Annotated in this window: 19 protein-coding genes; 14 read left to right on the plus strand and 5 right to left on the minus strand. The window is 66.9% G+C overall.

Annotation, left to right across the window (positions count from 1 at the left end; translation table 11 throughout):
• The first annotated feature begins 64 nt into the window (after window positions 1–64).
• The gene (locus AC13GI_RS14765) at window positions 65–802 is read left to right on the plus strand and encodes a hypothetical protein (RefSeq protein ID WP_482996684.1); all 738 of its coding nucleotides are present in this window, start codon (window positions 65–67) and stop codon (window positions 800–802) included.
• 76 nt (window positions 803–878) lie between these two features.
• Here AC13GI_RS14765 and AC13GI_RS14770 read toward each other — a convergent pair whose 3' ends face one another.
• The gene (locus AC13GI_RS14770) at window positions 879–1523 is read right to left on the minus strand and encodes a hypothetical protein (protein WP_482996685.1); all 645 of its coding nucleotides are present in this window, start codon (window positions 1521–1523) and stop codon (window positions 879–881) included.
• Between the two features lie 234 nt (window positions 1524–1757).
• Window positions 1758–4181, minus strand: coding sequence for a penicillin-binding protein 1A (locus AC13GI_RS14775; protein WP_482996686.1), 2424 nt, complete (start codon window positions 4179–4181; stop codon window positions 1758–1760).
• Window positions 4182–4398: 217 nt separating this feature from the next.
• Between AC13GI_RS14775 and AC13GI_RS14780 the strand changes: the two genes are divergently transcribed.
• The 13 genes from AC13GI_RS14780 to tkt all read left to right on the plus strand — a co-directional run bounded on the left by AC13GI_RS14780 (window position 4399) and on the right by tkt (window position 20430).
• Complete coding sequence (locus tag AC13GI_RS14780; protein WP_032951624.1) at window positions 4399–5457, plus strand: pilus assembly protein PilM; 1059 nt, start codon at window positions 4399–4401, stop codon at window positions 5455–5457.
• Window positions 5457–6353 carry a PilN domain-containing protein gene (locus AC13GI_RS14785; protein WP_482996687.1) on the plus strand — a complete coding sequence of 299 codons (897 nt, stop codon included), beginning with the start codon at window positions 5457–5459 and terminating at the stop codon, window positions 6351–6353. The genes AC13GI_RS14780 and AC13GI_RS14785 overlap by 1 nt, the downstream gene beginning before the upstream one ends.
• A complete protein-coding gene (locus tag AC13GI_RS14790) occupies window positions 6350–7006 on the plus strand; it encodes a type IV pilus inner membrane component PilO (RefSeq protein WP_099820828.1) in 657 nt (218 codons plus the stop codon). The genes AC13GI_RS14785 and AC13GI_RS14790 overlap by 4 nt, the downstream gene beginning before the upstream one ends.
• Before the next feature lie 26 nt (window positions 7007–7032).
• Window positions 7033–7539: a pilus assembly protein PilP gene (locus AC13GI_RS14795; RefSeq protein ID WP_080150643.1), complete on the plus strand. Its 507-nt coding sequence runs from the start codon at window positions 7033–7035 to the stop codon at window positions 7537–7539.
• A gap of 21 nt (window positions 7540–7560) precedes the next feature.
• Window positions 7561–9531: a type IV pilus secretin PilQ gene (locus tag AC13GI_RS14800; RefSeq protein WP_482996688.1), complete on the plus strand. Its 1971-nt coding sequence runs from the start codon at window positions 7561–7563 to the stop codon at window positions 9529–9531.
• Window positions 9532–9838: 307 nt separating this feature from the next.
• Window positions 9839–10864: an AAA family ATPase gene (locus AC13GI_RS14805; RefSeq protein ID WP_099820830.1), complete on the plus strand. Its 1026-nt coding sequence runs from the start codon at window positions 9839–9841 to the stop codon at window positions 10862–10864.
• 8 nt (window positions 10865–10872) lie between these two features.
• A complete protein-coding gene (locus tag AC13GI_RS14810; protein WP_482996689.1) occupies window positions 10873–11802 on the plus strand; it encodes a DUF58 domain-containing protein in 930 nt (309 codons plus the stop codon).
• The gene (locus AC13GI_RS14815; RefSeq protein WP_482996690.1) at window positions 11799–12248 is read left to right on the plus strand and encodes a DUF4381 domain-containing protein; all 450 of its coding nucleotides are present in this window, start codon (window positions 11799–11801) and stop codon (window positions 12246–12248) included. Before AC13GI_RS14810 ends, AC13GI_RS14815 begins: the two co-directional genes overlap by 4 nt.
• The gene (locus tag AC13GI_RS14820; RefSeq protein WP_482996691.1) at window positions 12245–13249 is read left to right on the plus strand and encodes a vWA domain-containing protein; all 1005 of its coding nucleotides are present in this window, start codon (window positions 12245–12247) and stop codon (window positions 13247–13249) included. The genes AC13GI_RS14815 and AC13GI_RS14820 overlap by 4 nt, the downstream gene beginning before the upstream one ends.
• A gap of 17 nt (window positions 13250–13266) precedes the next feature.
• Window positions 13267–15141 carry a tetratricopeptide repeat protein gene (locus AC13GI_RS14825; protein WP_482996699.1) on the plus strand — a complete coding sequence of 625 codons (1875 nt, stop codon included), beginning with the start codon at window positions 13267–13269 and terminating at the stop codon, window positions 15139–15141.
• On the plus strand, window positions 15138–16838 hold the full coding sequence (locus AC13GI_RS14830; protein ID WP_482996692.1) for a BatD family protein: 1701 nt from the start codon (window positions 15138–15140) through the stop codon (window positions 16836–16838). The genes AC13GI_RS14825 and AC13GI_RS14830 overlap by 4 nt, the downstream gene beginning before the upstream one ends.
• Window positions 16839–16895: 57 nt before the next feature.
• Entirely contained in the window at window positions 16896–18230 is a 1335-nt protein-coding gene (locus AC13GI_RS14835; RefSeq protein WP_099820835.1) for a dicarboxylate/amino acid:cation symporter, read from the plus strand.
• Window positions 18231–18432: 202 nt separating this feature from the next.
• Entirely contained in the window at window positions 18433–20430 is a 1998-nt protein-coding gene (gene tkt, locus AC13GI_RS14840) for a transketolase (protein WP_099820836.1), read from the plus strand.
• Window positions 20431–20539: 109 nt separating this feature from the next.
• Here tkt and AC13GI_RS14845 read toward each other — a convergent pair whose 3' ends face one another.
• From AC13GI_RS14845 to AC13GI_RS14855, 3 genes are all read right to left on the minus strand, one after another.
• On the minus strand, window positions 20540–21088 hold the full coding sequence (locus AC13GI_RS14845) for an NADAR family protein (RefSeq protein ID WP_099820837.1): 549 nt from the start codon (window positions 21086–21088) through the stop codon (window positions 20540–20542).
• Window positions 21089–21187: 99 nt separating this feature from the next.
• A complete protein-coding gene (locus AC13GI_RS14850) occupies window positions 21188–23140 on the minus strand; it encodes an acetyl-CoA hydrolase/transferase C-terminal domain-containing protein (protein WP_482996693.1) in 1953 nt (650 codons plus the stop codon).
• Window positions 23141–23172: 32 nt separating this feature from the next.
• Window positions 23173–23730: a flavin reductase family protein gene (locus AC13GI_RS14855; RefSeq protein ID WP_346580177.1), complete on the minus strand. Its 558-nt coding sequence runs from the start codon at window positions 23728–23730 to the stop codon at window positions 23173–23175.
• Window positions 23731–23778 lie beyond the last annotated feature (48 nt).

The following is a 23778-nucleotide window of genomic DNA, read 5'->3' on the forward strand; positions in this document are numbered from 1 at the left end:
GACGCCCCGGCGTGGTGCGCGTAACGAGCCCCGCCGCGCCGGGGCCATTGCAGAGGAAATTGCGATGTACAACTTCATGAGCCGCTTCATGACCTACCGGCGCTACTACGTCTGGCGCGCCCGCATCCGCTACGTCACCCACGACATGGATACGTGGACGCTGGCATGTCTGCTGCTGATGATCTGCATGGGGCTGATGGTGTGGGGGTTCTGGCGCGTGCTGAACGTGCCGCAGCCGCGCATCCATCCGCAGGCCGCGGCCGTGCGGGTGGAAGTGCTGACCGATGAAGCGATCCATCGCATCGTGCTGGTGCGCCACGGCGGCACGACGCCGGGTGATCCCTTCTATAGTGCCGCCGAGATCCGCGGCAGTACCCAGCGCACGTTGCGGGTGCGGCAGACACTGCAGGACCCGGTGGCGATGAAGCTGCAGGCGGACATGTACGCCGACATCGCCGACTACATCAACGCGACCGGTGCGTGCATGCCTTTTCCCTGCCGGCGGGTGAGTTTCCGCATCGAACAGCTGCAGCGGTCGGGGCGCGATAGCGCCGTACGCAACAAGGCCCTGGCCGAGATCCTGCAGGTGCCGTGGTACCTGGTGCCGAACCTTGATGGCGAACGCATGCGGGTGCGCAGTGGTTGGGCGGACGATTTCCAGGATGTGTATTCGCACGCCTGGAACCTGCATGACCTGCAGAAGATGCATGCACGCATGATGGCCGAGTATCCACATCGTGCCGCAGTGCCGTGGTTGGCGCGATTGGCAACCCCGTCCGAGGAACAGCTGATCTTCCAGTAGCGCCGAGCCATGCCCGGCTGCTCTTGGCGCAGATCGCGGCAGCCCTGAGCCGAGCATGGGCTCGGCTCTGCACCGGTCACCCGCCGATGTAGGCGGTTATCTCCATCTCGGCCAGCAGCTGCCGCAGCTGCGTGGCCGACGCCCGGCGCATGGGTTTTTCATCCACCGGCGACAGCGGCGCCTGGCGCAGGGCGTCGTAGGGCAGCACCGCGAGGTCGAAGGTCAGTTCTTCGGCACTGAACACCCACACCGGCACGTCCAGGTTGCGCTCGCGGTCCAGTCGCAGGCGTCGCGTACGCGATTCGGCGGGAATGCGATGCTCGTCCAGGAAGCGATGCACGGCCTCCGGGTCGTCACTGTGCAGGTGCAGCTGCACGGGGCTGTTGGCATCGGCGGTACCGTCCAGCACGGGCCCGGCCAGGCGCGGCGAGAAGCCGTGCAGGAACTCCAGCGCGCGTAACGCGGATTCGCGGCGCCGCTGCAGTTCGTTGCCGTGTTGTGGGCCGGAGAACAGCCGCTGGTATTCGCGCAGCGCCTGTTCGATTTCGATGTTGCGGGGCAGCGAGGCATCGTCGTGGATGCCAAGACGGCTGGCAGCCTTGAGCTTGGCCTGGTGGAAGTCGCGGATTCCGCCTTCGGCCATCAGCCGGGCGGCTTCGTGGGCGAGGCGATGACGCCGTTCGCGGGTCTGGCTGGCAGCATGCTGGTGAGCGCGGTGCATGCGATGACTCCCTATTGCGACCTGGCTACAGACTAGCGCAGGCATGTGACATCTGCGTGGGTATTTCACGGAGGTGCCAACGAGGGTTGGCGTTTACCCGAGCAAGAGGGTGCCGTTGATGCTGTAGAGCCGAGCCTATGCTCGGCTGCTCTACCGCGGGCCACCGGAGCCGAGCATGGGCTCGGCTCTACAAAGGGCAGTGCCAACCAAGGTTGGCACCTACCAAGCCTGGCCTCAGAAGATATCGAACGCGGCCGCGTCGGCCTGCGGGGTGCTCTGCAGGTTGAGGTCGTAGTCGGTCAGGCGGTCCATGTCTTCCACCTTCACCCACTCCACCGCACCGTTGAGGGTGGCCTGGACCATGCCGCTCGGCGGTTCGTTCTGCGCGATCGGGGTGTCCTTCAGCGCGGTGCGCATGTAGTCGATCCAGATCGGCAGGGCCGCCTTGCCACCGTATTCGCGGTAGCCCAGCGAACGGAAGTCGTCGCGGCCCACCCACACGGTGGTCACATACGGGCCACCGAAGCCGGAGAACCAGGCGTCGCGGTGGTCATTGGTGGAGCCGGTCTTGCCGCCCACGTCCTCGCGGCCGAGCACCTTGGCCTGCGCGCCGGTACCGCGCTGGACCACGTCGCGCATCATCGACACCAGCTGGTAGGCAGTACGGGCGTCGATCGCACGCGGTGCGGTACGCGCGTCCGGATTGGCCGGTGCGGCCGGCGTTTCGGTCTTGGCTTCCGCCTTGGCGGCGGTGGCGTCGACCTTGGGGGCCGGGGCGCCGAAGTTGAAGCCGTCCACCACCTGGTTCACCGGCTGGTCGCTGCTGCCGGCGCAGTCGCGGCAGGCCATCGCCGGGTTTTCCTTGAACACCAGGTTGCCATCGCGGTCGTTGACCTGGTCGATCAGCCAGGTGTCCACGCGCGAGCCGCCGTTGGCGAACACGGCATAGCCGCGGGCCACCGACAGCGGCGTCAGCGAGGCGGTACCCAGCGACATCGACAGGTTCGGCGGCAGCTCGGATTCGGCAAAGCCGAACTGGCTGATGTACTTGCGCGCGTAGTCCACGCCCATGCCATCAAGCAGGCGCACCGAGACCAGGTTGCGCGACTGCACCAGCGCTTCACGCAGCCGCATCGGGCCACGGAAGCCACCACCGTCGTTCTGCGGCGCCCAGGTCTTGCCGCGGCGGTCGCGGAACACGACCGGGGCGTCGAGCACGATCGAGGCCGGGTTGTAACCCTTGTCGAAGGCGGCCGCATAGACGAACGGCTTGAAGCTCGACCCCGGCTGGCGACGGGCCTGGGTGGCACGGTTGAACTTGTTGCCGGAGAAGCTGAAGCCACCGACCAGCGCCTTCAGTGCGCCGCTGTGGGCGTCCAGCGAGACCAGCGCGGACTGGCCGCGCGGCAGCTGGTCGAGCAGCCACTCGCCTTCCTTGGCACCGGCGCGCACGCGCACGATGTCGCCGCGCTGTACCAGCTTGGCCGGGCTCTTGTTGGCCCACTTGGCGGCACCAGCCGGCAGCACGATCTCGCTGCGGTTGGCCAGCACTACGGTGGCGCTGCCGTCGGCGCCGGTGCTGGCGACGATCGCCGGCAGCAGGCCGGACTGGCCGAACATGCCGCGCAGGTGCTCGGCCAGTGCAGCGGCGTCATCGCCGGCACCCAGCTGTACCTGCTTCTCCACGCCGTGCCAGCCGTGGCGATGGTCGTACAGCAGCAGGCCGTCGCGCACCGACAGGTTGGCCGCGGTCTGCAGGGTCGAATCGATCGTGGTGGTGACGTGGTAACCCTTGTTGACCACGTCGCCGCCGAAGCGGGCGATCATTTCCTGGCGTACCAGCTCGGCCACGTACGGGGCATCGACCTGCACCGGCGGCTCGTGCGCGGTGGCGTGCATCGGCACGGCCTTGGCCGCGTCGGCCTCGGCCTGGCTGACGAACTTCAGGTCGGCCATGCGCTGCAGCACATAGTTGTCACGGCGCTGACGGGCGCGCTCCGGGTTGGAGATCGGGTTGCCCGAGGACGGGAACTTGGGGATGCCGGCCAGCGAGGCCATCTCGTCCAGGTCCAGCTCGCCCAGCTTCTTGCCGTAGTAGAACTCGGCAGCAGCGGCCACGCCGTAGGCGCGGTTGCCGAAGAAACTCTTGTTCAGGTACAGCTCGAAGATCTCGTCCTTGCTCAGCTCGGACTCGATCTTGCGCGCCAGCAGGATCTCGGCCAGCTTGCGGGTATAGCTGTACTCGGAGCTGAGGAAGAACTGGCGGGCCACCTGCTGGGTGATGGTGGAGCCACCGGGCACGCGCTTGTCGTTGGTGGTGGCCAGCAGCCACACCGCGCGACCGATGCCCTTGTAGTCCACGCCGCCGTGCTCGTAGAAGCGGGCATCCTCGGTCGCCAGGAACGCCTGCTTCAGCTTCTCCGGCACGTCCTTCATGGTGATGGGGGTACGCCGGGTCTCACCGAACACCGCCATCAGCTTGCCATCGGCAGCGTAGACGTACATCGGCTCCTGCATTTCCACGTCGCGCAGGGTCTGCACGTCGGGAAGCTTGGAAGAAACGGCGTAGTACAGGCCGCCAACGGCGGCCGCTCCGACCAGCGCCAGGACCAGGACAACAAGGAAGATCCAGCGCAGCCAGCGGCGGAGACGGGTCATCGGTGTCAGATTCCGATTGCGAATTTCGTGGTCGCAGAGTATAGATTACGCAAGGTGGCGGCTGGGGCCGGCACTGGGGAGTGCAAGGGGACGCTAGGGGCTGCGTGTTCATCCTGTGAGGGATGTCACAGCAGGGCGGTTGCCATTTGCTAAGAATACGTTATTAATGCGCGGACGCAGCTCTTGCGTCCAAGTGCCCGTCGGCAGGGGAGAAACCGTGGGGCTCATCCCAAAAAGTCAGTCGCCACTCATTGGCGTCGACATCAGTTCGACTGCGGTAAAGCTGTTGCAGCTTTCCCGTAGCGGCAACCGTTTCCGTGTGGAACATTATGCCGTGGAACCGCTGCCGCCGAACGCGGTGGTGGAGAAGAACATCGTCGAAGTGGAGGCCGTGGGAGAGGCCATCCGCCGGGCGATGAACCGTTCCGGCAGCAAGGCCAAGCTGGCCGCTGCGGCCGTGGCCGGTTCGGCGGTGATCACCAAGGTGATCCCGATGCCGGCCGACCTGGACGAGAACGACATGGAAGCCCAGATCGAGCTGGAAGCGGTCAACTACATTCCGTATCCGATCGAGGAAGTGAACCTGGACTTCGAGGTGATCGGGGCGATCCCGAACAACCCGGAAATGGTCCAGGTGCTGCTGGCTGCCTCGCGTTCGGAAAATGTGGAGCTGCGCCAGTCCGCACTGGAACTGGGGGGCCTGCAGGCCAAGGTGATGGACGTGGAGGCCTTCGCGGTCGAGAACGCCTTCGCCCTGGTGGCCAGCGAGCTGCCGGTTTCGGCCGAGGGCGTGGTTGCGCTGGTCGATATCGGCGCCACCATGACCACCCTCAACGTACTGCGCGGTGGCCGCAGCCTGTACAGCCGCGAACAGGTGTTCGGTGGCAAGCAGCTGACCGACGAGATCATGCGCCGTTATGGCCTGAGCTACGAGGAAGCCGGTCTGGCCAAGCGCCAGGGCGGGCTGCCGGAAAGCTACGAGATGGAAGTGCTGGAGCCGTTCAAGGAAGCCACGGTGCAGCAGATCAGCCGTCTGCTGCAGTTCTTCTACGCCGGCAGCGAGTTCAACCGGGTCGATCACATTGTGCTGGCTGGCGGCTGTGCCGCCCTTGCAGGCCTGCCGGAGATGGTCGAGGAACAGCTGGGCGTGCCGACCGTGGTCGCCAACCCGCTGGCACAGATGACCCTGGGGCCGAAGGTGCAGGCGCACGCGCTGGCCCAGGACGCCCCCGCGCTGATGATCGCGACCGGTCTGGCGCTGAGGAGCTTTGACTGATGGCACGCATCAATCTATTGCCCTGGCGCGCCGAACGGCGCAAGCAACGCCAGCGCGAGTTCGGCGTCATGCTGGGCATGGCCGCGCTGGGTGGCCTGCTGCTGTCGCTGTTGATCTGGTTCTACTACGACATGCAGGTCAGCGGGCAGAACGATCGCAACGCTTACCTGCAGACCGAGATCGACAAGGTCAAGGAGCAGAACAAGGAAATCGATCGCCTCGACGAGCAGAAGAACCGATTGCTGGCCCGCAAGGCGGTGATCGAGCAGCTGCAGGCCAAGCGCTCGCAGATGGTCCACCTGTTCGATGCGCTGGTCCGCACCATTCCCGATGGCGTGGTGCTGACCGCCCTGCAGCAGGAAGGCGACGTGCTGACCCTGGAGGGCCGCACCCAGTCCAACGCCCGGGTCTCGGCCTACATGCGCAACCTCGAAGTCTCCGGCTGGATGACCAATCCGGAGCTGGCGATCATCGAGGCGCGTGAGCCGGACAAGGACAAGGACGGGCGCGCGACCGGTCCGGTGGCCGACATCAAGGCATTGCCCTACGTGTTCAAGGTCAAGGTCAAGCTGCCCGCGCAGAGCGAGGAAGCGGCGACCACGCCGGGCCTGAACCCTGATGGCAGCGTGGCCAGCACCGCACCAGCGGCACCGACGGTCGCACCGCTCAGTGCCGGGCCCGCCGCCGCGGCGCCTGCCGCTGCCGCACCGCAGCCGGGGACGGCTACGGCACCGGCGGCCACGCCTGCAACGGCTCCGGCACAGGCCCCGGCACCGGCGGCAACGCCTGCGCCCGCCAAGCCTGCACCGGCCGCACCGGCCACCAAGCCTGAGGGCAGCCGCCTGGCGCAGCCGCCGCAGGCCTTCCACGCCCCGCTGCAGGGGGATCGCGCATGAGCAAGAAAGTCGACATCAAGAACCTCGATTTCAACGACATCGGCAACTGGCCGAGGAACGCGAAGATCGTGTTCTGCTCGCTGATCGCCCTGGTGATCATGTTCGTGCTGTGGATGCTGCTGATCAGCGGCAAGCGCGAGGAACTGGCTGGACTGGAATCGCGGGAAACCGAGCTGCGGGCCGAGTTCACCAAGGAACAGGAACGCGCAGTCAACCTGGAACCGTTGAAGCAGCAGCTGGCACAGATGGAGCAGGTCCTGCAGCAGATGCTGCGGCAGCTGCCCAGCAAGACCGAGATGCCGGACCTGATCATCGACATCTCGCAGACCGCGCTGTCCAGCGGCCTGGCCAACGAGCTGTTCGAGCCTGAGCAGGAGCAGATCAAGGAGTTCTACGCCGAGAAGCCGATCAAGCTGCGGATGGTGGGTAGTTACCACCAGTTCGGTGCCTTCGTCAGCGGCGTGGCCTCGTTGCCGCGGGTGGTGATCCTGACCATGCACGACATCAACCTCAAGCCGAAGGACAAGACCGGCGGCAACATCCGGGCCGGTGCTTTGGAACTGTCCGGTACGGTCAAGACCTACCGCTACCTGGATGAGGCCGAGGTCGAGGAACAGCAGAAGGCTGAAGCGGGCAAGGAGGCGAAGAAGTGATCCGTTCCTTCATTGCACGTGGTGGCATGGCGTTGACGGTGCTGCTGCTGGCCGCCTGTGGCCGCGGCGTGACCAGCACGCCGGGTGATGCACCCAACCTGGAAAAGTGGGTCGAAAGCGAGCGTGCGCGACCGGCGCAGCCGCTGGAGCCGCTGCCGGTGATGCAGCAGTTCGAGACCTTCGAGTATTCCGCGCAGGGCATGCGCGATCCGTTCACCGATGCCTGGACCAATCCGCAGCAGGGGAATGGGGGGCTGCGGCCAGACCCGAACCGGCGCAAGGAGCCGATGGAAGGCTTCCCGCTGGACGCGCTGGACATGGTCGGCACCATCGGAACAGGCGCCGGCACCGTGGCGCTGGTGATGGGGCCGGACAAGGTGACCTATCGGGTGCGTCCCGGCGGTTACCTGGGGCAGAGCGACGGGCGGGTCACCGCGGTCTTCGAAGACCGCGTGGAGCTGATCGAACTGGTGCCGGATGGCGCGGGTGGCTGGCTGGAACGTCCAGCAACGCTCGCGCTGGAAGATCAATGATCGTTTACTGGGGATAGCACGATGACCTTTCACCAAGCCAAGGGGCTGCGTCCCATCCGGCGCACTACCTTGAACCGCATCAGCGCGCTGGGAGTCGCGTTGATGCTGGCCTGCGCTCCGGCGCTGGCCGCCGCACCGTCGGAAAAGCCGACCGGCACGGCGCTGGCGGCCACGCCGGCCGCTGCACCGGCAGGCCTGTCGGTCGCACGCATCGATTTCAAGCGTGGCGATGACGGCGCGGGCCGCCTGATCCTGCAGTTCGACGGCCAGGGCGCCATGCCCGACCTGCGCAGCCAGGGCAACAGCGTGGTGGTCGATGTCGGCAACGCGCGCCTGCCGGCCAACCTGCAGAAGCCGATGAACGTCACCGACTTCGCCACCCCGGTGCAGCGCATCGACGCCAAGCCGTCCGGCGCCGGCACCCAGCTGGTGCTGAGCACGGGCGGTCCGGTCGAGTCGCTGGCCTACCAGAGTGGCAACGAGTATGTGGTGGAGATCAGTCCGCGGCAGGCGCAGGCCGCCGTTGGCGCAGTCACTGCCGGCAGCGTGACCCAGGCCGCCAAGGGCGTGCCGCAGCGCGGCTATGCCGGCAAGCCGGTGACCTTCAACTTCCAGGACGTGCCCGTGCGCACCGTGCTGCAGTTGATCGCCGAAGAGTCGAATCTGAACGTGGTGGCCTCCGACTCGGTACAGGGCAATGTGACCCTGCGCCTGGTCAACGTGCCGTGGGACCAGGCACTGGATATCGTGCTGCGTGCCAAGGGCCTGGACAAGCGTCGTGACGGCAGCGTGGTGTGGGTTGCGCCGCAGTCCGAGCTGGCCAAGTTCGAGCAGGAGAAGGAAGACGCGCGCATCGCCATCGAAAACCGCGAAGACCTGGTGACCGACTACGTCCAGATCAACTACCACAGCGCCACGCAGATCTTCAAAGCACTGACCGAGGCCAAGGGCATCGGTGGCGGTGGTGGCGGTGGAAGCGGCGGCGGTAGCTCGCAGGAAGAAAGTGGCTTCCTCTCGGCACGTGGCCGCATCGTCGCTGACGAACGCACCAACACGCTGATGATCAGCGACATTCCGAAGAAGATCGCGCGTATGCGTGAGTTGATCAACGTCATCGACCGTCCGGTTGACCAGGTGTTGATCGAAGCCCGCATCGTCATCGCCACTGATACCTTCGCGCGCGAGCTGGGCGCCAAGTTCGGCATCAGCGGCAGCCGTGACAACGTGTACTTCAGCGGCGACCTGGACTCCAATGCCAAGAACCGCGACTCGGAAGTCACTACGTCCATTGCCAACCAGAACGCGTTCAACCAATGGGTGGCTGGTGGCAGGACGGGGCCGGCGCCGGTGCCGGTGGGCCCCACCATCACCCGCGGCCTGAACTGGAACCTGCCGGTGGCAGCGGCCAGCAACCCGGGTTCGCTGGCACTGTCGATCCTCAATGCTGGCTATCTGCTCGACGTTGAACTGTCGGCCATGCAGGAAGAGTCGCGTGGCGAAGTGATTTCCAACCCGCGCGTGGTGACCACCAACCAGCGTGAAGCGCTGATCAAGCAGGGCAAGGAAATCGGCTACGTCACCATCAGTGGTGGCGGTGCCGCAGGTGGCGCACAGACCCCGAACGTCCAGTTCAAGGAAGTGGTTCTGGAACTGAAGGTCACCCCGACCATCACCAACGACAACCGCGTGTTCCTCAACATGGCGGTGAAGAAGGATGAGGTCGACCAGCTGATCCAGCTGCAGGGCTACGGCACGGTGCCGTCCATCAACCGCCGCGAGGTCAATACCGCCGTGCTGGTGGAAGATGGCCAGACCGTGGTGATCGGTGGCGTCTACGAGTTCACCGACCGCAACAGTGTCAGCAAGGTACCGTTCCTGGGCGATGTGCCGTTCCTCGGCAACCTGTTCAAGAAGCGTGGCCGCAACAAGGACAAGGCCGAACTGCTGGTGTTCGTGACCCCGAAGGTCCTGCGCGTGGCCCGCCAGAACTGAGGCGTTTCACCTGCTGCATCCGACCGGGGCCGCCATGTGCGGCCCCGCGTCGTTTGCCAAGGTAGATCCACGCCATGCGTGGATGGGCGCAATGGATCCACGCCACGTCCTCAAGTAGATCCACGCCATGCGTGGATGGGCGCAATGGATCCACGCCACGTCCCTCAAGTAGATCCACGCCATGCGTGGATGGGCGAGTAGATCCACGCCATGCGTGGAGGCTGTTCAGCCGTTCTTGATGCCAGCAGCCGGACGGCCTGCGATGATGTGGGGAACCCGAGCCATCCTGCGCCGGTCAAAGGCCCCCATGAACCTGCCTCCGCCGATGCCCGAATCCGTTTCTCCGCCGCCTGCCCCCATCACCTCGCGCCTGCATGCGGCCTTCAGCGACCTGCGCGATGCACTGTCAGCCGAGATCGTCGGTCAGGCGGCGTTGGTCGAACGCCTGCTGATCGCCTTGCTGGCCGATGGCCACCTGCTGGTGGAAGGCGCTCCGGGCCTGGCCAAGACCACGGCCATCCGCGCCTTGGCGGCACGGTTGGAAGCAGACTTCGCGCGGGTGCAGTTCACCCCGGATCTGTTGCCTTCCGACCTGACCGGTACCGAGATCTGGCGCCCGCAGGAAGGGCGCTTCGAGTTCGTGCCGGGGCCGATCTTCCACCCGATCCTGCTGGCCGACGAAATCAACCGCGCGCCCGCCAAAGTGCAGTCCGCGCTGCTGGAAGCGATGGGCGAACGCCAGGTGACCGTCGGCCGTCACACCTACGCGCTGCCCTCGTTGTTCCTGGTGATGGCCACGCAGAACCCGATCGAGCAGGAAGGCACCTTCCCGCTGCCGGAAGCACAGCTGGATCGTTTCCTGATGCACGTACGCATCGGTTATCCGGACCAGACGGCCGAGTCGGAAATCCTGCGGCTGGCCCGCGAGCGTGCCCGAGGTGCGCTTGGTGAAACCGCAGTGGCGCCGGAAAAGCTGCCGATGCAGGATGTCTTCGATGCGCGCCGCGAGGTGCTGGAACTGCACATGGCCCCCGCGCTGGAGCGCTACCTGATCGAACTGGTGCTGGCCTCGCGCGACCCTTCGCGCTACGACGCCTCGCTGGGGCGCCGCATCGCGTGGGGCGCCAGCCCCCGTGGCTCCATCGCACTGGAGCGGTGCGCGCGGGCGCGGGCGTGGTTGGCAGGGCGTGATTTCGTCACCCCTGACGACGTGCGCGCCGTGGCGGCCGATGTGCTGCGCCATCGGGTCCTGCCCAGCTATGAAGCCATCGCCGAAGGTTGGGATGGCGAACGCCTGGTACAGGAACTGCTGGCCCGGGTACCGGCACCCTGAGTGCGCGCATGACCGGCACGCCCAACGGACCTGCTCCGAGCACCAGTGATGGCGATGGTCTGCGCCCACAGCTGGCCGAGCTGGTGGCATTGCGCCGCCTGGCGCAGCGCCCGCCGCCGCCTCGTCGAGGGCGCGCGGGCAGCGCAGGCCAGGCGCCGTCGCCGCTGCGCGGACGAGGCATGGAATATGCCGAATCACGCGAGTACGTGGCGGGCGACGACGCGCGCCACATCGACTGGCGCGTCACTGCGCGCACCGGTCGCACGCACACCAAACTGTTCCAGGCAGAACGCGAGCGGGTCACCCTGATCGTTGCCGATACGTCGCCTGCGCTGTATTTCGGTACCCGCGTTCGCTTCAAATCGGTGCAGGCAGCACGTGCCGGCGCCGTCGCGGCATGGTCTGCGCAGCGTCGCGGCGACCGCATCGGTGCATTGCGCGGCAGTGATCGTGAGGCGCCGATCGCACCGGCCGGCGGTGCCCGTGGGGTACTGCGTGTACTTGATGCACTCACGCGCTGGTACGCGCAGCCACCGGCCGATGACCTCGGCCTGGAGCGCGCGCTGGACCATGCTGGGCGGGTGCTGCGCCCCGGCGCGCGGATGCTGGTGCTGGCCGATCCGCTGCAGGCGATCCGCATTCCGCCAGCGCGCTGGAGCGCACTGGCCCAGCACCATGACCTGAGTCTGCTGCTGCTGGTCGATCCGCTCGAGCTGCAGCCGCCGGCGGCCCCCTTGCAGTTTCTCGCCGCACAGCAGCGCATCGGCCTGGACCTGCGCCGCAGCGATGTACAGGCGCACTGGCAGGCGCATTTCGTCGAACCCCTGCAGCAGCTGCGCAGCCAGCTCGCCGCGCGTCGCGTCGATGTGCAGGTGCTTTCCACCGACGCGGCCAGCGATGCCTGGCTGGCACCGGCAGCGACGGAGGTGCCGGCATGAGTGCCTCCCTGCCACTGCGTGATGTGCAGTTGCCGGCTTCGCCCTCGTGGTGGCCGCCGGCTCCCGGTTGGCTGATGCTGATCGCCCTGATCCTGCTGGTGCTGGTGATCGTTGCTGCGGTGGCCTGGCGTCGCCGTCGCCGCCGGCAACAGTGGCTGCGTCTGTTCGATCAGGAGATCGCTGCTGTGACCGGCGAACCGTCGGAACTGGCCGCCATCGCCAGCCTGCTGCGGCGTGCGGCGCGTCAGGCACGCCCCGGCAGCGAAGCGCTGCGCGATGTCGCGTGGTGGCAGTATGTCGATCCCAAGGACACCCTTCCGGCTGCGCAGCGCAACCTGCTGGCCGAGGGGGCCTATCGTCCCCATGTGGATGCCGCCGCCGTGGCCGATGTGCGCGCGTGGGCGCGGGCGCGCTACCTGGCGTTGCTGCAGGAGCGCCGTCGATGAGCGCGCTGGCAGCTTACTGGCCCTGGCCGGATCTGCAGCTGGCGTGGCCGCTGGCGCTGCTGGCACTGCCGTTGCCGATCCTGATGTACGCGTGGAAACGGCGTGCCGAACCTGGCGCTGCGCTGCGCGTGCCTTACGCCGCTGCCGAACTGGAAGCACTGGCGGGCGGCGGCCGCGTCGGGGTTTCCTGGTTGCGCAGCGGCTTGCTGTGGTTGGGCTGGCTGGCGCTGTGCGTGGCGATGGCGCGACCGCAGCAACTGGGTGAGGCGATCACCCCGCCACAGGAAGGCCGGCAGATGATGCTGGCGATGGATGTATCCGGCAGCATGAGCGAGCCGGACATGGTGCTTGGCGCACAGCCGGTCGAGCGTCTGACGGCTGCCAAGGCGGTGCTGGCTGATTTCCTCGATCGTCGTGCCGGCGATCGCGTCGGCCTGCTGGTGTTCGGCGATCGTGCCTACACACTCACGCCGTTGACCGCGGATCTGTCCAGCGTGCGCGATCAACTGCGCGACAGCGTGGTTGGCCTGGCCGGGCGTGAGACGGCCATTGGTGATGCCATCGCGCTGGCGGTCAAACGCCTGCGCAGCCAGCCCGAAGGGCAGCGTGTACTGATCCTGCTGACCGACGGCGTCAGCAACGCCGGTGTGCTGGAGCCGCTGCGCGCGGCCGAGCTGGCACGTGCCGAAGGCGTGCGCGTGCACACCGTGGCCTTTGGCAGCGACGGTAGTGCGCGGTTCTTCGGCATTCCCGTGGCCGCCGACCGCGACCCGGTGGACGAGGCAACGCTGCGCAGGATCGCCGAGATGACCGGTGGTCGCTTCTTCCGTGCGCGTGACACCGACCAGCTGGCCGGCATCTATGCCGAACTGGACAGGCTGGAGCCGATTGCCGCGAAGGGGCCGACACTGCGTCCGCGCAACGAGCGCTATGCGTGGCCGTTGGCTGTCGCGTTGCTGCTGGGCGCGTTGGCGTGGGTATGGCCGGAGCGTCGCCGATGAGCGCCACCTTGCTGAAAATGCCCGACTGGAGCGCATTCGATTGGAGCGCGCTGCATTTCCTGCGTCCGGACTGGTTGTGGATGCTGGCGGCACTGCCGCTGATCGTGGCGGTGGCCGTGTACCGGCAACGGCGCAGCGATGCTTGGCGGCAGGCGGTCGATGCCCATCTGTTGTCGCATTTGCTGGCTGGAGAGGGGAAGCGACGCGCGCGCCTGCCCTGGGCGTTGCTGCTGGGCTGGACCCTGGCTGCACTGGCGATGGCTGGACCCAGCTGGCGGCAGCAGGCGCAGCCGGTCTATCAGGCCAGCGCGCCGCTGGTGGTGGTGCTGGATCTGTCCAGCCGCATCACCGCGACCGACCTTCCTCCCTCGCGCCTGCTGCAGGCGCGGGCAAAAATCGGTGCGTTGCTGCGCGCCCGTCAAGGCGGGCAGGTAGGCCTGGTGGTCTATGCCGAAGACGCCTATACCGTGGCGCCGTTGACCGACGACGCGGCCAACGTGGCGCTGTACCTGGACGCGCTGGCGCCGGAGGTGATGCCGCGTGATGGCCAGCGCGCCGACCGTGGCATCGACTGGGCGGTGCGGTTGCTGCGCCAGACCGGTGCCCTGCGCGGCCAGATTCTCCTGGTCAGCGACCAGGCCGACAGCGAAGCGGTGCTTGCGGCAACGCAGGCGCGTGGTCTCGGCCTGCAGGTGTCGGTGCTGGGCCTGGGCACGCCGTCCGGCGCCGCCTACCGCGATGGTCAAGGCCAGATCGCACAGGCCGCGCTGGATGAAACCAGCCTGCGTGCCGTCGCCACCGCAGGCGGCGGGCGTTACCAGCGCATCGCCAACGATGATCGCGATCTGCAGGCATTGGATGTGCTGGATGCCAGCGATGGCGGCGCATTGCAGAGGCCGGGGCAGGCCCGGCAATGGCAGGACGAAGGCTATTGGTTGTTGCCGCCGGTGATGCTGCTGGCACTGCTGGCATTCCGTCGTCGCGCGGTACTGGCGGCGGTACTGGCCGTGGGTCTTCTGCCCTTGAGCGGGCAGCTGCAGGCGCAGCCGCGCGCGCCGACACCTGCAGCGGCAGCGGGCACGTTGTGGGAACGTGCCGACCAGCGTGAGCACGCGCGCCTGGCCGCGGGCGTGCAGGCCTACCGTCAAGGTGATTTCGCTACTGCCCGCAAGCAGTTCGAAGGCATCGACAGCGATGCCGGCTGGTACAACCTCGGCAACGTGCTTGCCCGCCAGGGTGACTACGACGGCGCCATCGCCGCCTACGACAAGGCCCTGACGCGCCACCCGCAGATGGCCGACGCCGTCGCCAACCGCGCCGTGGTCGACGCTGCGCGCAAGCGCAAGCCGCCGTCGAACAATGACCAGGGGCAGGGCAAGGGGCAGCAGAAGCCGCAGCCGGGCCAGCAGCAGGGCCAGCAGCAGAATCAACCGGGCCAGCAAGGCCAGCAAGGCCAGCAGGGCCAGCAGCAGAATCAACCGGGCCAGCAAGGCCAACAAGGTCAGCAGAATCAGCCGCAACAGGGTCAGCAGAATCCGCAACAAGGCCAACAAGGCCAGCGGCAACCGCAGGGCCAACAAGGCCAGCAGAATCCGACGTCTGCAGGCTCCGGCCAGCAGGGTGCGAGGCCGCCACCGCCGCAGGCGTCCGACGCGCAGGCCCAGGCGCAGGCCGACGCCCAGCAGCGTCAGCGCATGCAGCAGGCCCTGCAGCAGGCGCGTGCTGGCGACGCCGGCAAGACGGCAGTGCGCGGCGATGGCGGCACGCCGCAACAGCGCGAGGAGCAGCAGGCCGTGGAGGCCTGGATGCGGCGCGTACCGGATGATCCGGGGGCACTGCTGCGGGCCAAGTTCCAGTTGGAAAACGAACGTAGAAAGAGGGAAGGGCGATGACAGGCATGGCGAGCAGGCAATTCCGGTGGCCTCTGCCTGTGCTGGCGATGCTGCTGCTGTGGCTGCCGATGGTGGCCATGGCGCAGACGCGCGCCTGGCTGGAACAGGACAGCATCGCCGCCGGTGACGCGGTCACCCTGCACATCGAGACCGACGAAGGTGCACCGGACTATGCACCGTTGAATGCCGATTTCGTGCTCAGTGCGCAGAGCAGCAATCGCCAGGTGCAGTGGAGCAACGGTGGCGTCCAACAGCGCAACCTCTATACGGTTGCGCTGACGCCGCGCCGCACCGGTACGCTGCAGGTGCCTTCGTTGCAGGTCGGCAGTGCACGCACGGTGCCCTTGGTGCTGCAGGTCAGTGATGCCGTGGTGGCCACCCCGCAGAGCAATGCCACCGCCTTCATCGAAACCGAGGTGGATGACCCGACGCCCTACGTGCAGCAGAGCGTGGGCGTGGTGGTCAGGCTGTACTTCGCCTCGCAGCTGGCGTCGGGCGAACTGGTGCTCGACACCCCCAGTGGCGCGTCGCTGCAGCGGGTGGGCGAGGACCGCAGCGACGTGCGCCAGGTCAACGGCCGTCGCTACAACGTAGTCGAACGTCGCTTCCTGCTGATCCCCGAGCGCAGCGGTGCGTTGCGCCTGCCTGGCGCGCGCTTCACCGGCCGCAGTGCCGGGGGCTTCTTCGATGACTTCTTCGGCAGCGGTGGCGATGGCCGCATGAATGCCGTCGGTGCCGAACGCACGCTGCAGGTGCAGGCGCAACCGGCGCAGGCCGTGCAGCCATGGTTGCCACTGCACAGCCTGCAGCTGCGCTACACCGCCGCACCCAGCACTGCGCGCACGGGCGAAGCCGCCACCGTGATGGTCGAAGCAATCGCCAACGGCGCTACCCGGGCGCAGTTCACCGATCTGCCCGTGCCTGACCTCGGCGATGCCGCACAGGTGTTCGCCGAACCGGCCCAGTACGAGGAGACCTTCAACGGCAGCACGCCACGCCTGAAGATCACCCGGCGCTATTCGATCGTGCCGCGGCAGGTGGGATCGCTGCGTGTGCCCGGGCCGCGCGTGGCGTGGTGGAATGTGGACAGCGGCAGTGCCCAGCAGGCCAGCCTGCCGGATCTGCAGCTGGCCGTGGCGGCGGGCCGGGCCGGCGCGCCCGTGGCGCAACCCATCGATACCGATGCCGCGCTGCCGGAAGCTGCCGCACCCGCTGTTGCGTCCTCTCTTGCACCGACCGCAGCCGGTACCCGGCCGTGGCCGTGGATGGCCGCCGCCGCAGGCCTGGCGCTGCTGTGGCTGTTGACCCTGGCATGGGGATGGCGACGTGGTCGCCATGCGGTCGCCCACGCCCGTACGGTTACCCGCCCCGGGGCCATTGCACCTGCGCCTTCGTCGCGTGCCAGCGTGGCCGAGCTGCGCCGGGCCATCGATGGCGAGGGCTTTGACCAGGTGGAGGCGCTGCTGTGTTCGATGGCGGGCGTGGAGCGTCTGGAACAGGTGATCGAGCGGCTGGCCGATCCGGCCCAGCGGCAGACCCTGCAGGCGTTGCAGCAGGCGCGCTGGGGCGGGCTGGGGGAGGTCAGCGCGCTGCGGGCCCGCCTGCGCGAGAGCTTCCGTGACGGACCGCACTGGTCGGCCGCCAGCGGCGCCGTCGACACTGGGCTGCCACCGCTGTATCCGCCGCGGCAACCCTGAACCGGCGCGGCTTGCGCGCTTTGTTAGAGTAGATTCATTTTTCGAGGAATCCCGCGCATGACAGCAGCTGCTGCCGACAAGAAGAAGTTGCCCCTGCATTGGAAGATGGGCATCGGCTTTGCGATCGGCCTGGTCCTGGGACTGATCGTGCATGCCCTGGGCGGCAGCGTCGAAGGCCTGCAGACCGGTGCCAAGTGGGTAATGGACTACGTCACCACCCCGGCTTCGGGCCTGTTCCTCAACCTGATCTTCATGCTGATCGTGCCGCTGATCTTCTCGGCGCTGATCATGGGCGTGTCGGAGATGGGCGACATCCGCGCCCTTGGCCGCATCGGCTGGAAGACGTTGGCCTACACCGTGCTGCTGTCCGGCATCGCCGTGGGTATCGGCCTGGTGCTGGTCAATCTGCTCAAGCCCGGTGCCGGCGTCGACCCGCAGGTGGCCGCGCTGATGCTGTCGGAGAACGCCGAGCGCAGCAAGGAAATCGTGGCTGGCATCCATGGCACGCCGAAGGGCATGGACATGCTGCTGTCGATCGTGCCGAGCAACGTGCTGCAGGCCGCTTCGGACAATGGCGCGATCCTGTCGCTGATGTTCTTTGCGCTGATGTTCGGTATCGGCATGGTGCTGACCGACGAGGCCAAGGTGGCCCCGCTGCGTCGCGCCATCGAAGGCGTGTTCGAAATCTCGATGACCCTGATCAACCTGGTCATCCGCCTGGCGCCGTATGCCGTGGCCTGCTTCATGTTCAACCTGGCTGCGCTGTTCGGCTTCGACCTGATCATCCGCCTGGGTGCCTACGTGGGCGTGGTGGTGCTGGCACTCGGCCTGCACATGGTGGTGACCTACGGCACCGCGGTATGGCTGTCGGGGCGTTCGCCGCTGGCGTTCTTCCGGCAGACCCAGGAGGCGACGGTGATGGCCTTCTCCACCGCCTCCAGCAACGCAACCCTGCCGACCGCGCTGCGCGTGGCCGACCAGATGGGCCTGCCGCAGCGCGTGTCGCGCTTCGTGCTGACCGTGGGCGCCACCGCCAACCAGAACGGCACCGCGCTGTTCGAGGGCGTGACGGTGATCTTCCTGGCCCAGTTCTTCGGTGTCGACCTGAGCATCGGCCAGCAGGTCATGGTGATGGCGGTCTGCATCCTTGGTGGCATCGGTACGGCCGGTGTGCCGTCCGGCTCGCTGCCGGTGGTGGCGATGATCTGTGCGATGGTCGGCGTCAATCCGCTGGGCATCGGCCTGATTCTGGGCGTGAACCACTTCCTGGACATGTGCCGCACCGCGCTGAACGTGACCGGCGACTTGGCCCTGACCACCCTGGTGGCCAAGGGGGAAGCGCCGGACACTCCGGCCGAGGCCGCTGCCGCCGCGGCCCGTCTGGACAACTGACCCAGGCAATACCTGATCGGGGTCGGATCCCTTTCCGCAGGAAAGGGCTCCGACCCCTTTTCACATGCGGAATCCAGCGGAAATCACGACGTTGCCGGCCAGCGGCCGGCACGACCGCCCTTGTTGGCCTGACCCCACCCGGCGTCTGTGGGACAATAGGCCGCCCGCAGTTCCGCGGCCGCCTCCCGATTCCGACAGAACCATGACGCAGCCTACCCGTCGCCAGTTGGCCAACGCCATCCGCTTCCTTGCCGCCGATGCGGTTGAAACCGCAAAGTCCGGCCACCCCGGCATGCCCATGGGCATGGCCGACATCGCCGAAGTCCTCTGGAACGACTACCACCGTCACAACCCGAACAACCCGCAGTGGTTCAACCGCGACCGCTTCGTGCTGTCCAACGGCCACGGCTCGATGCTGCAGTACGCGCTGCTGCACCTGAGCGGCTATGACCTGCCGATCGAGCAGCTGAAGGCCTTCCGCCAGCTGGGCAGCCACACTGCTGGCCATCCGGAGCGTCATGAGACCCCGGGCGTGGAGACCACCACCGGTCCGCTGGGCCAGGGTTTCGCCAATGCCGTCGGTTTTGCCTTGGCCGAGAAGCTGCTGGCACAGCGCTTCAACCGCCCGGAGCTGGAAATCGTCGACCACCGCACCTGGGTGTTCATGGGTGACGGCTGCCTGATGGAAGGCATTTCCCACGAAGCCGCCTCGCTGGCCGGCACCTGGGGCCTGCACAAGCTCGTCTGCTTCTGGGATGACAACCACATCTCCATCGACGGCAACACCGAAGGCTGGTTCACCGACAACACCCCGGAGCGTTTCGAGGCCTATGGCTGGAACGTGATCCGCGGCGTCGATGGCCACGATCCGGAGAGCATCAAGGCCGGTATCGAAGCGGCCCTGTCGCAGGACGGCAAGCCGACCCTGATCTGCTGCCGCACCACGATTGGCTTTGGTTCGCCGAACAAGGCCGGCAAGGAATCCAGTCACGGCGCACCGCTGGGCAAGGACGAACTGGAAGCCACCCGCAAGGCGCTGGACTGGAACTACGGCCCGTTCGAGATTCCGGAAGAGATCTACGCCGGCTGGCGTGCCGGCGGTACCGGCACCCTGCGCCAGGCCGAGTGGGAGCAGCAGTTCGACAAGTACGCTGCGCAGTACCCGGCCGAAGCCGCTGAACTGACCCGTCGCTCGCATGGCGATCTGCCGGCCGACTTCGTTGCCAAGGCCGACGCCTACATCGCCCAGGTTGCCGCCGAAGGCCAGACCATTGCCTCGCGCAAGGCGTCGCAGCTGGCCATCGAGGCGTTCGCGCCGCTGCTGCCGGAAATCGTGGGCGGTTCGGCCGACCTGGCACACTCGAACCTGACCCTGTGGAAGGGCAGCAAATCCGTCGCCACCGACGATGCCAATGCCAACTACGTGTACTACGGTGTGCGCGAGTTCGGCATGACCGCGATCGCCAACGGCCTGGCCCTGCACGGTGGTTTCATTCCGTTCGACGCCACCTTCCTGGTGTTCAGCGATTACGCCCGCAATGCCGTGCGCATGAGCGCGCTGATCCCGGCTCACGCCATCCACGTCTACACCCACGACTCGATCGGCCTGGGCGAAGACGGCCCGACCCACCAGCCGGTGGAGCACCTGGCCTCGCTGCGCTACATCCCGAACAACGACGTGTGGCGCCCGTGCGATGCGGTCGAGTCGGCCGTGAGTTGGAAGGCTGCGATCACCCGCCAGGACGGCCCGAGCTGCCTGGTGTTCAGCCGCCAGAACCTGCCGCACCAGCCGCGCGACGCCGAGCAGATCGCACAGATCGAGCGCGGTGGCTACGTGCTGGCCGATGCCGCGGGCACCCCGGACGTGATCCTGATCGCGACCGGTTCGGAAGTCTCGCTGGCGACCGAGGCGAAGGCGCAGCTGGACGCGGCCGGCCTGAAGACCCGCGTGGTCTCGATGCCGTCCACCGATGTGTTCCTGCGCCAGGATGCGGCCTACCGCGAATCGGTGCTGCCGAACGCCGTGCGCAAGCGCGTGGCGATCGAAGCCGGCATCACCGGCTTCTGGCGCCAGTTCGTCGGCCTGGACGGCGCAGTGATCGGTATCGACACCTTCGGTGCGTCGGCCCCGGCCGACAAGCTGTACCAGCACTTCGGCATCACCACCGCGCACGTGGTGGAAGCGGCCAAGGCGCTGTAAGCCGCGCTGCATGGAATACGGGGAGGCCGGCGCAAGCCGGCCTTTCTCGTTTGCGGAGCGAAACGAATCGCCCGCGCGTCAGTAGATCCACGCCATGCGTGGATAGGCGTTACATCGCGTCCCGCACGTCCATCAGCGCAAACCCCAAAAGATTCAATCCGCGCCACTGCGCCGGGTTGTGCGCGTCGGCGTGATCCTTGGCCAGGCCGATTCCCCAGACAACATCCACCGGACTGGCTTCCACCAGGACCTGATCTTCCGTGGCGCGCAGGAAATCGCCCAGCGCCGCATTCTGCGAGAACTTGGCCCGATTGCCTTCGACCACCAGGGCGTAGCGCGCCTGCGCCCAGAGCGCCTCGTCGAAGCCCTCGATCTTCCGGCCCAGCGCTTTCACCTTGTCAGGCGTGCGGCTGGCGAGAACCTGTTCGAGGATGTCGGTGGCACCAAACAGTCGCGCCTTGCCGGCCATCATGAAGTGCTCGGCGGTGGGGTAGTGCACGCCGTCGATGTTGAAACCTGCGTCGTACCACTGGCTGAAACACGACGCCGCCACGCCCGTGCGCGGCGGCTGGTGGCCCCAGAAGCAGAGATAGCGCAGGTGCTCGCCATCGGCGTGGCGCCGTTGCAGGTCATGCAGGAAACGGGAATCGTTGTTCATCCGCACAGGATAGCGTGCCGCGCCACTGCGGTAGGTGCCAACCCTGGTTGGCACTGATCGTTATCCGCCGGGCATGGCCCGGCGCTACCATCCGCGCGATTACGCGGTGCGCGCCAGGGCCAGCCTCAACAACCGTGCATTGAGCCGTTCGCCGAAGTCCTTGGGCGACTGCAGTTCCATCCGCTGGAGGTACACCGCGTCGCCATCACCTGCAGGCTGCCACAGCGCGTCCCACACGGTGCGCAGCTTGCTGCCGCGCGTCTGCGTGTTGGCCTTCAGCCAGCCCAGTGCCTTCACCAGCACCTGTTCGATCTCGGTGAAGTCGCTGCCCAACGGATAATCGGGCAGGGTGCCATCGTTGCGGAACGGCGCCAGCGCCGCCGCCAGTGCCTGTGGTGTGTTGCGCTGCTGCCGCTGCACATCGGGTTGTGCCGTTGCTGCCAGCTTGCGCGCCGCGAAGGCCTGCTGCAGCAGTGCGCCCTGGAACGGCGCTTCGGTGATCGCCACCATCGCGTGTACGCAGTCGTCATCGGTAAGGCCGCGCACATCGGCGATGCCGTACTCGTTGAGATAGATGTCACGCAGGTGGCGCGGAATGGTCGTGTGCCCATAATTCCAGCGCACATTGGATTCGCGCTGGCCACGATCATCACGGGCGGCGCGGAACATCAACACACTGCGCGCTTCCGGCAGCGCATGCGCCATCGCTACGAAGTTGTACTGGCCGCCCACACCGGAGACCACACGGCCGTCTTCCAGTGCATCGGACACCGCTGCGCCCGGTGCGGTGGCCATCATGCAGGAATTGAAGAAGCGCGCATGCCGGCGCTGCAGGCGTTCCAGTGTTTCGTTGCCTCCGTACAACTGGTTGATCTCGCTGATGCGGCGCATGCCGATCGCCCGGCATTCGTCCTCGGGCAGGGTGCGCAGCCATTCGTAGAATTCGGATGAGCCCAGGTAGAACGCGCCGTGCAGGTATTCGCCCTCCGCCTCCAGCGTGGCGTGGTCGATGGACAGCGTGCTGCCGTTCTCGATGCGTTGCATCAGCGCCAGGTCATCATGCACCTTGCGCTTGATCACACCAGTCTGCACCAGCCGGCGGAAGCCCTCGTTGAGCATTTCGCTGCAGCCGTACAGGCCGATCTCGAACGGCTCCAGCCCGCCGATCTCCTGTACCAGCGGATGGCTGGCCAGTTGCGGGTCCAGCGCATCCAGCACGCGCCGGTAGCGCGCGTTGTCGGTGTGGCGCAGTACCAGTGCATGGCTGAGTGCATCGGCCAAGGTGCCGATGCCGATCTGCAGCGTGCCGCCGTCGCGCACCAGGGTGCTGGCATACAGGCCGATGGCGTAGTCGGCGTCGGCCACCGGTTGCCGCGGCAGCCCGAACAACGCCGGATACGGTGCTGGCGGGGTGATGACCAGATCGAAGAAGGACACGTCGACCGTGGCCGTGCCGCCCAGATACGGCAGCTGCGGATCGATCTCGGCGACCAGTAGCGGGCGCGGCAGGCCGCGCGCGGTCATCGCGTCCAGCGTGTCCTGGGTGATGTCGTTGTTGCAGGACAGCGACAGGCGCCGGTCGTCCGGGCGCATCGCTACTTTCTGCACGATCACCTGCGGCGCGCGCTGGGCGACGGCGTCGGCAGCATGGGTATAGTTGAGGCTGGTGTAGCTGGACTGTGCCTGTCGCGAACCGAGCAGGGCGCCGGACTGCATGTAGAACTCTTCCACCTGCACATGCGCTGGCAATGCGTCACGCGCGATTGCATCGGCGTAGGCCAGGCGCGGAAAGTCTTCACCGAAATGGCGCGCCGCGAACGGCGCCATGAAGCGCGCCTCCAGGCCGTCTCCCTTCGCCCGCGGCGGGTTCAACGACAGCGCGGTATACAGCTGCAGCGGCCGTGACGGGTCCTGTTCCACACGCGCATACAGGGCGTTGAGCAGGCGGTGGGGTTTGCCCAGCGCCAGCGGCGCACCGATCCGCAGCGGCCCATCCACGCGCGCGAACAGCCAGTCAACGGCGGCGTCGAGGTCGGTGAGGTGTTCGGTCATCCGGGGCGGTCCTGCTGGGGGGAGTGCTGGCATTACAGCATGTCGGGCTTGAACCGCCGTCGACGCGAGACTTCGGCGCCGGACACCATGAACCGGCCATCGCCGCGGTAATGCACCGTGCGCGGCAGCTTGGGGCGCGGCGCAACGTGCGCGCGCACGATTTCCCAGATGAAGAGATTGCTCGATTCGACCTGGCTGTCGTCATGCAGGCGGCACTCGAAACTGGAATGGCATTGGCCCACCAAGGGTGCCCCCACGTCCCGCGCCGGCACCGCATCCAGGCCGAACCGTTCGAACTTGTCGACGTCGCGGCCGCTGCAGTTGCCGATGTCAACCACGGTGTCCAGCAGTTCGACCCCGGGCACGTTGATCACGCACTCGCCGCTGCCACGGGCCAGGCCGAAGCTGTGGTTCTCGTTCCACAGGTAGGTGGCCACCAGCGAGGGCGAGAAGCCCATCACCATGTGCCAGCCCATCGTCATCAGGTTGCGCTGGCCACGCCAGGCGGTGCTGACCAGCACGATGGGGCCGGGCTCGAGAAAGCGCCGGGCCTGCTCGACCGGGAAATCACGCTTGCGCAAAGGCTTCATGCCGGTACCTGCGGTGGAGGCCCCCCATGCTGGCGCAGGCGCGATGAA

It is taken from the genome of Stenotrophomonas sp. 82F1, from assembly GCF_056861525.1.

Excerpts from the sequence above, each read along its gene's own strand:
- AC13GI_RS14765 (WP_482996684.1), top strand. The coding sequence starts at position 65 with ATGTACAACTTCATGAGCCGCTTCATGACCTACCGGCGCTACTACGTC.
- AC13GI_RS14770 (WP_482996685.1), bottom strand. The coding sequence starts at position 1,523 with ATGCACCGCGCTCACCAGCATGCTGCCAGCCAGACCCGCGAACGGCGT.
- AC13GI_RS14775 (WP_482996686.1), bottom strand. The coding sequence starts at position 4,181 with ATGACCCGTCTCCGCCGCTGGCTGCGCTGGATCTTCCTTGTTGTCCTG.
- AC13GI_RS14785 (WP_482996687.1), top strand. The coding sequence starts at position 5,457 with ATGGCACGCATCAATCTATTGCCCTGGCGCGCCGAACGGCGCAAGCAA.
- AC13GI_RS14790 (WP_099820828.1), top strand. The coding sequence starts at position 6,350 with ATGAGCAAGAAAGTCGACATCAAGAACCTCGATTTCAACGACATCGGC.
- AC13GI_RS14795 (WP_080150643.1), top strand. The coding sequence starts at position 7,033 with ATGGCGTTGACGGTGCTGCTGCTGGCCGCCTGTGGCCGCGGCGTGACC.
- AC13GI_RS14800 (WP_482996688.1), top strand. The coding sequence starts at position 7,561 with ATGACCTTTCACCAAGCCAAGGGGCTGCGTCCCATCCGGCGCACTACC.
- AC13GI_RS14805 (WP_099820830.1), top strand. The coding sequence starts at position 9,839 with ATGAACCTGCCTCCGCCGATGCCCGAATCCGTTTCTCCGCCGCCTGCC.
- AC13GI_RS14810 (WP_482996689.1), top strand. The coding sequence starts at position 10,873 with ATGACCGGCACGCCCAACGGACCTGCTCCGAGCACCAGTGATGGCGAT.
- AC13GI_RS14815 (WP_482996690.1), top strand. The coding sequence starts at position 11,799 with ATGAGTGCCTCCCTGCCACTGCGTGATGTGCAGTTGCCGGCTTCGCCC.
- AC13GI_RS14820 (WP_482996691.1), top strand. The coding sequence starts at position 12,245 with ATGAGCGCGCTGGCAGCTTACTGGCCCTGGCCGGATCTGCAGCTGGCG.
- AC13GI_RS14825 (WP_482996699.1), top strand. The coding sequence starts at position 13,267 with ATGCCCGACTGGAGCGCATTCGATTGGAGCGCGCTGCATTTCCTGCGT.
- AC13GI_RS14830 (WP_482996692.1), top strand. The coding sequence starts at position 15,138 with ATGACAGGCATGGCGAGCAGGCAATTCCGGTGGCCTCTGCCTGTGCTG.
- AC13GI_RS14835 (WP_099820835.1), top strand. The coding sequence starts at position 16,896 with ATGACAGCAGCTGCTGCCGACAAGAAGAAGTTGCCCCTGCATTGGAAG.
- tkt (WP_099820836.1), top strand. The coding sequence starts at position 18,433 with ATGACGCAGCCTACCCGTCGCCAGTTGGCCAACGCCATCCGCTTCCTT.
- AC13GI_RS14845 (WP_099820837.1), bottom strand. The coding sequence starts at position 21,088 with ATGAACAACGATTCCCGTTTCCTGCATGACCTGCAACGGCGCCACGCC.
- AC13GI_RS14850 (WP_482996693.1), bottom strand. The coding sequence starts at position 23,140 with ATGACCGAACACCTCACCGACCTCGACGCCGCCGTTGACTGGCTGTTC.
- AC13GI_RS14855 (WP_346580177.1), bottom strand. The coding sequence starts at position 23,730 with ATGAAGCCTTTGCGCAAGCGTGATTTCCCGGTCGAGCAGGCCCGGCGC.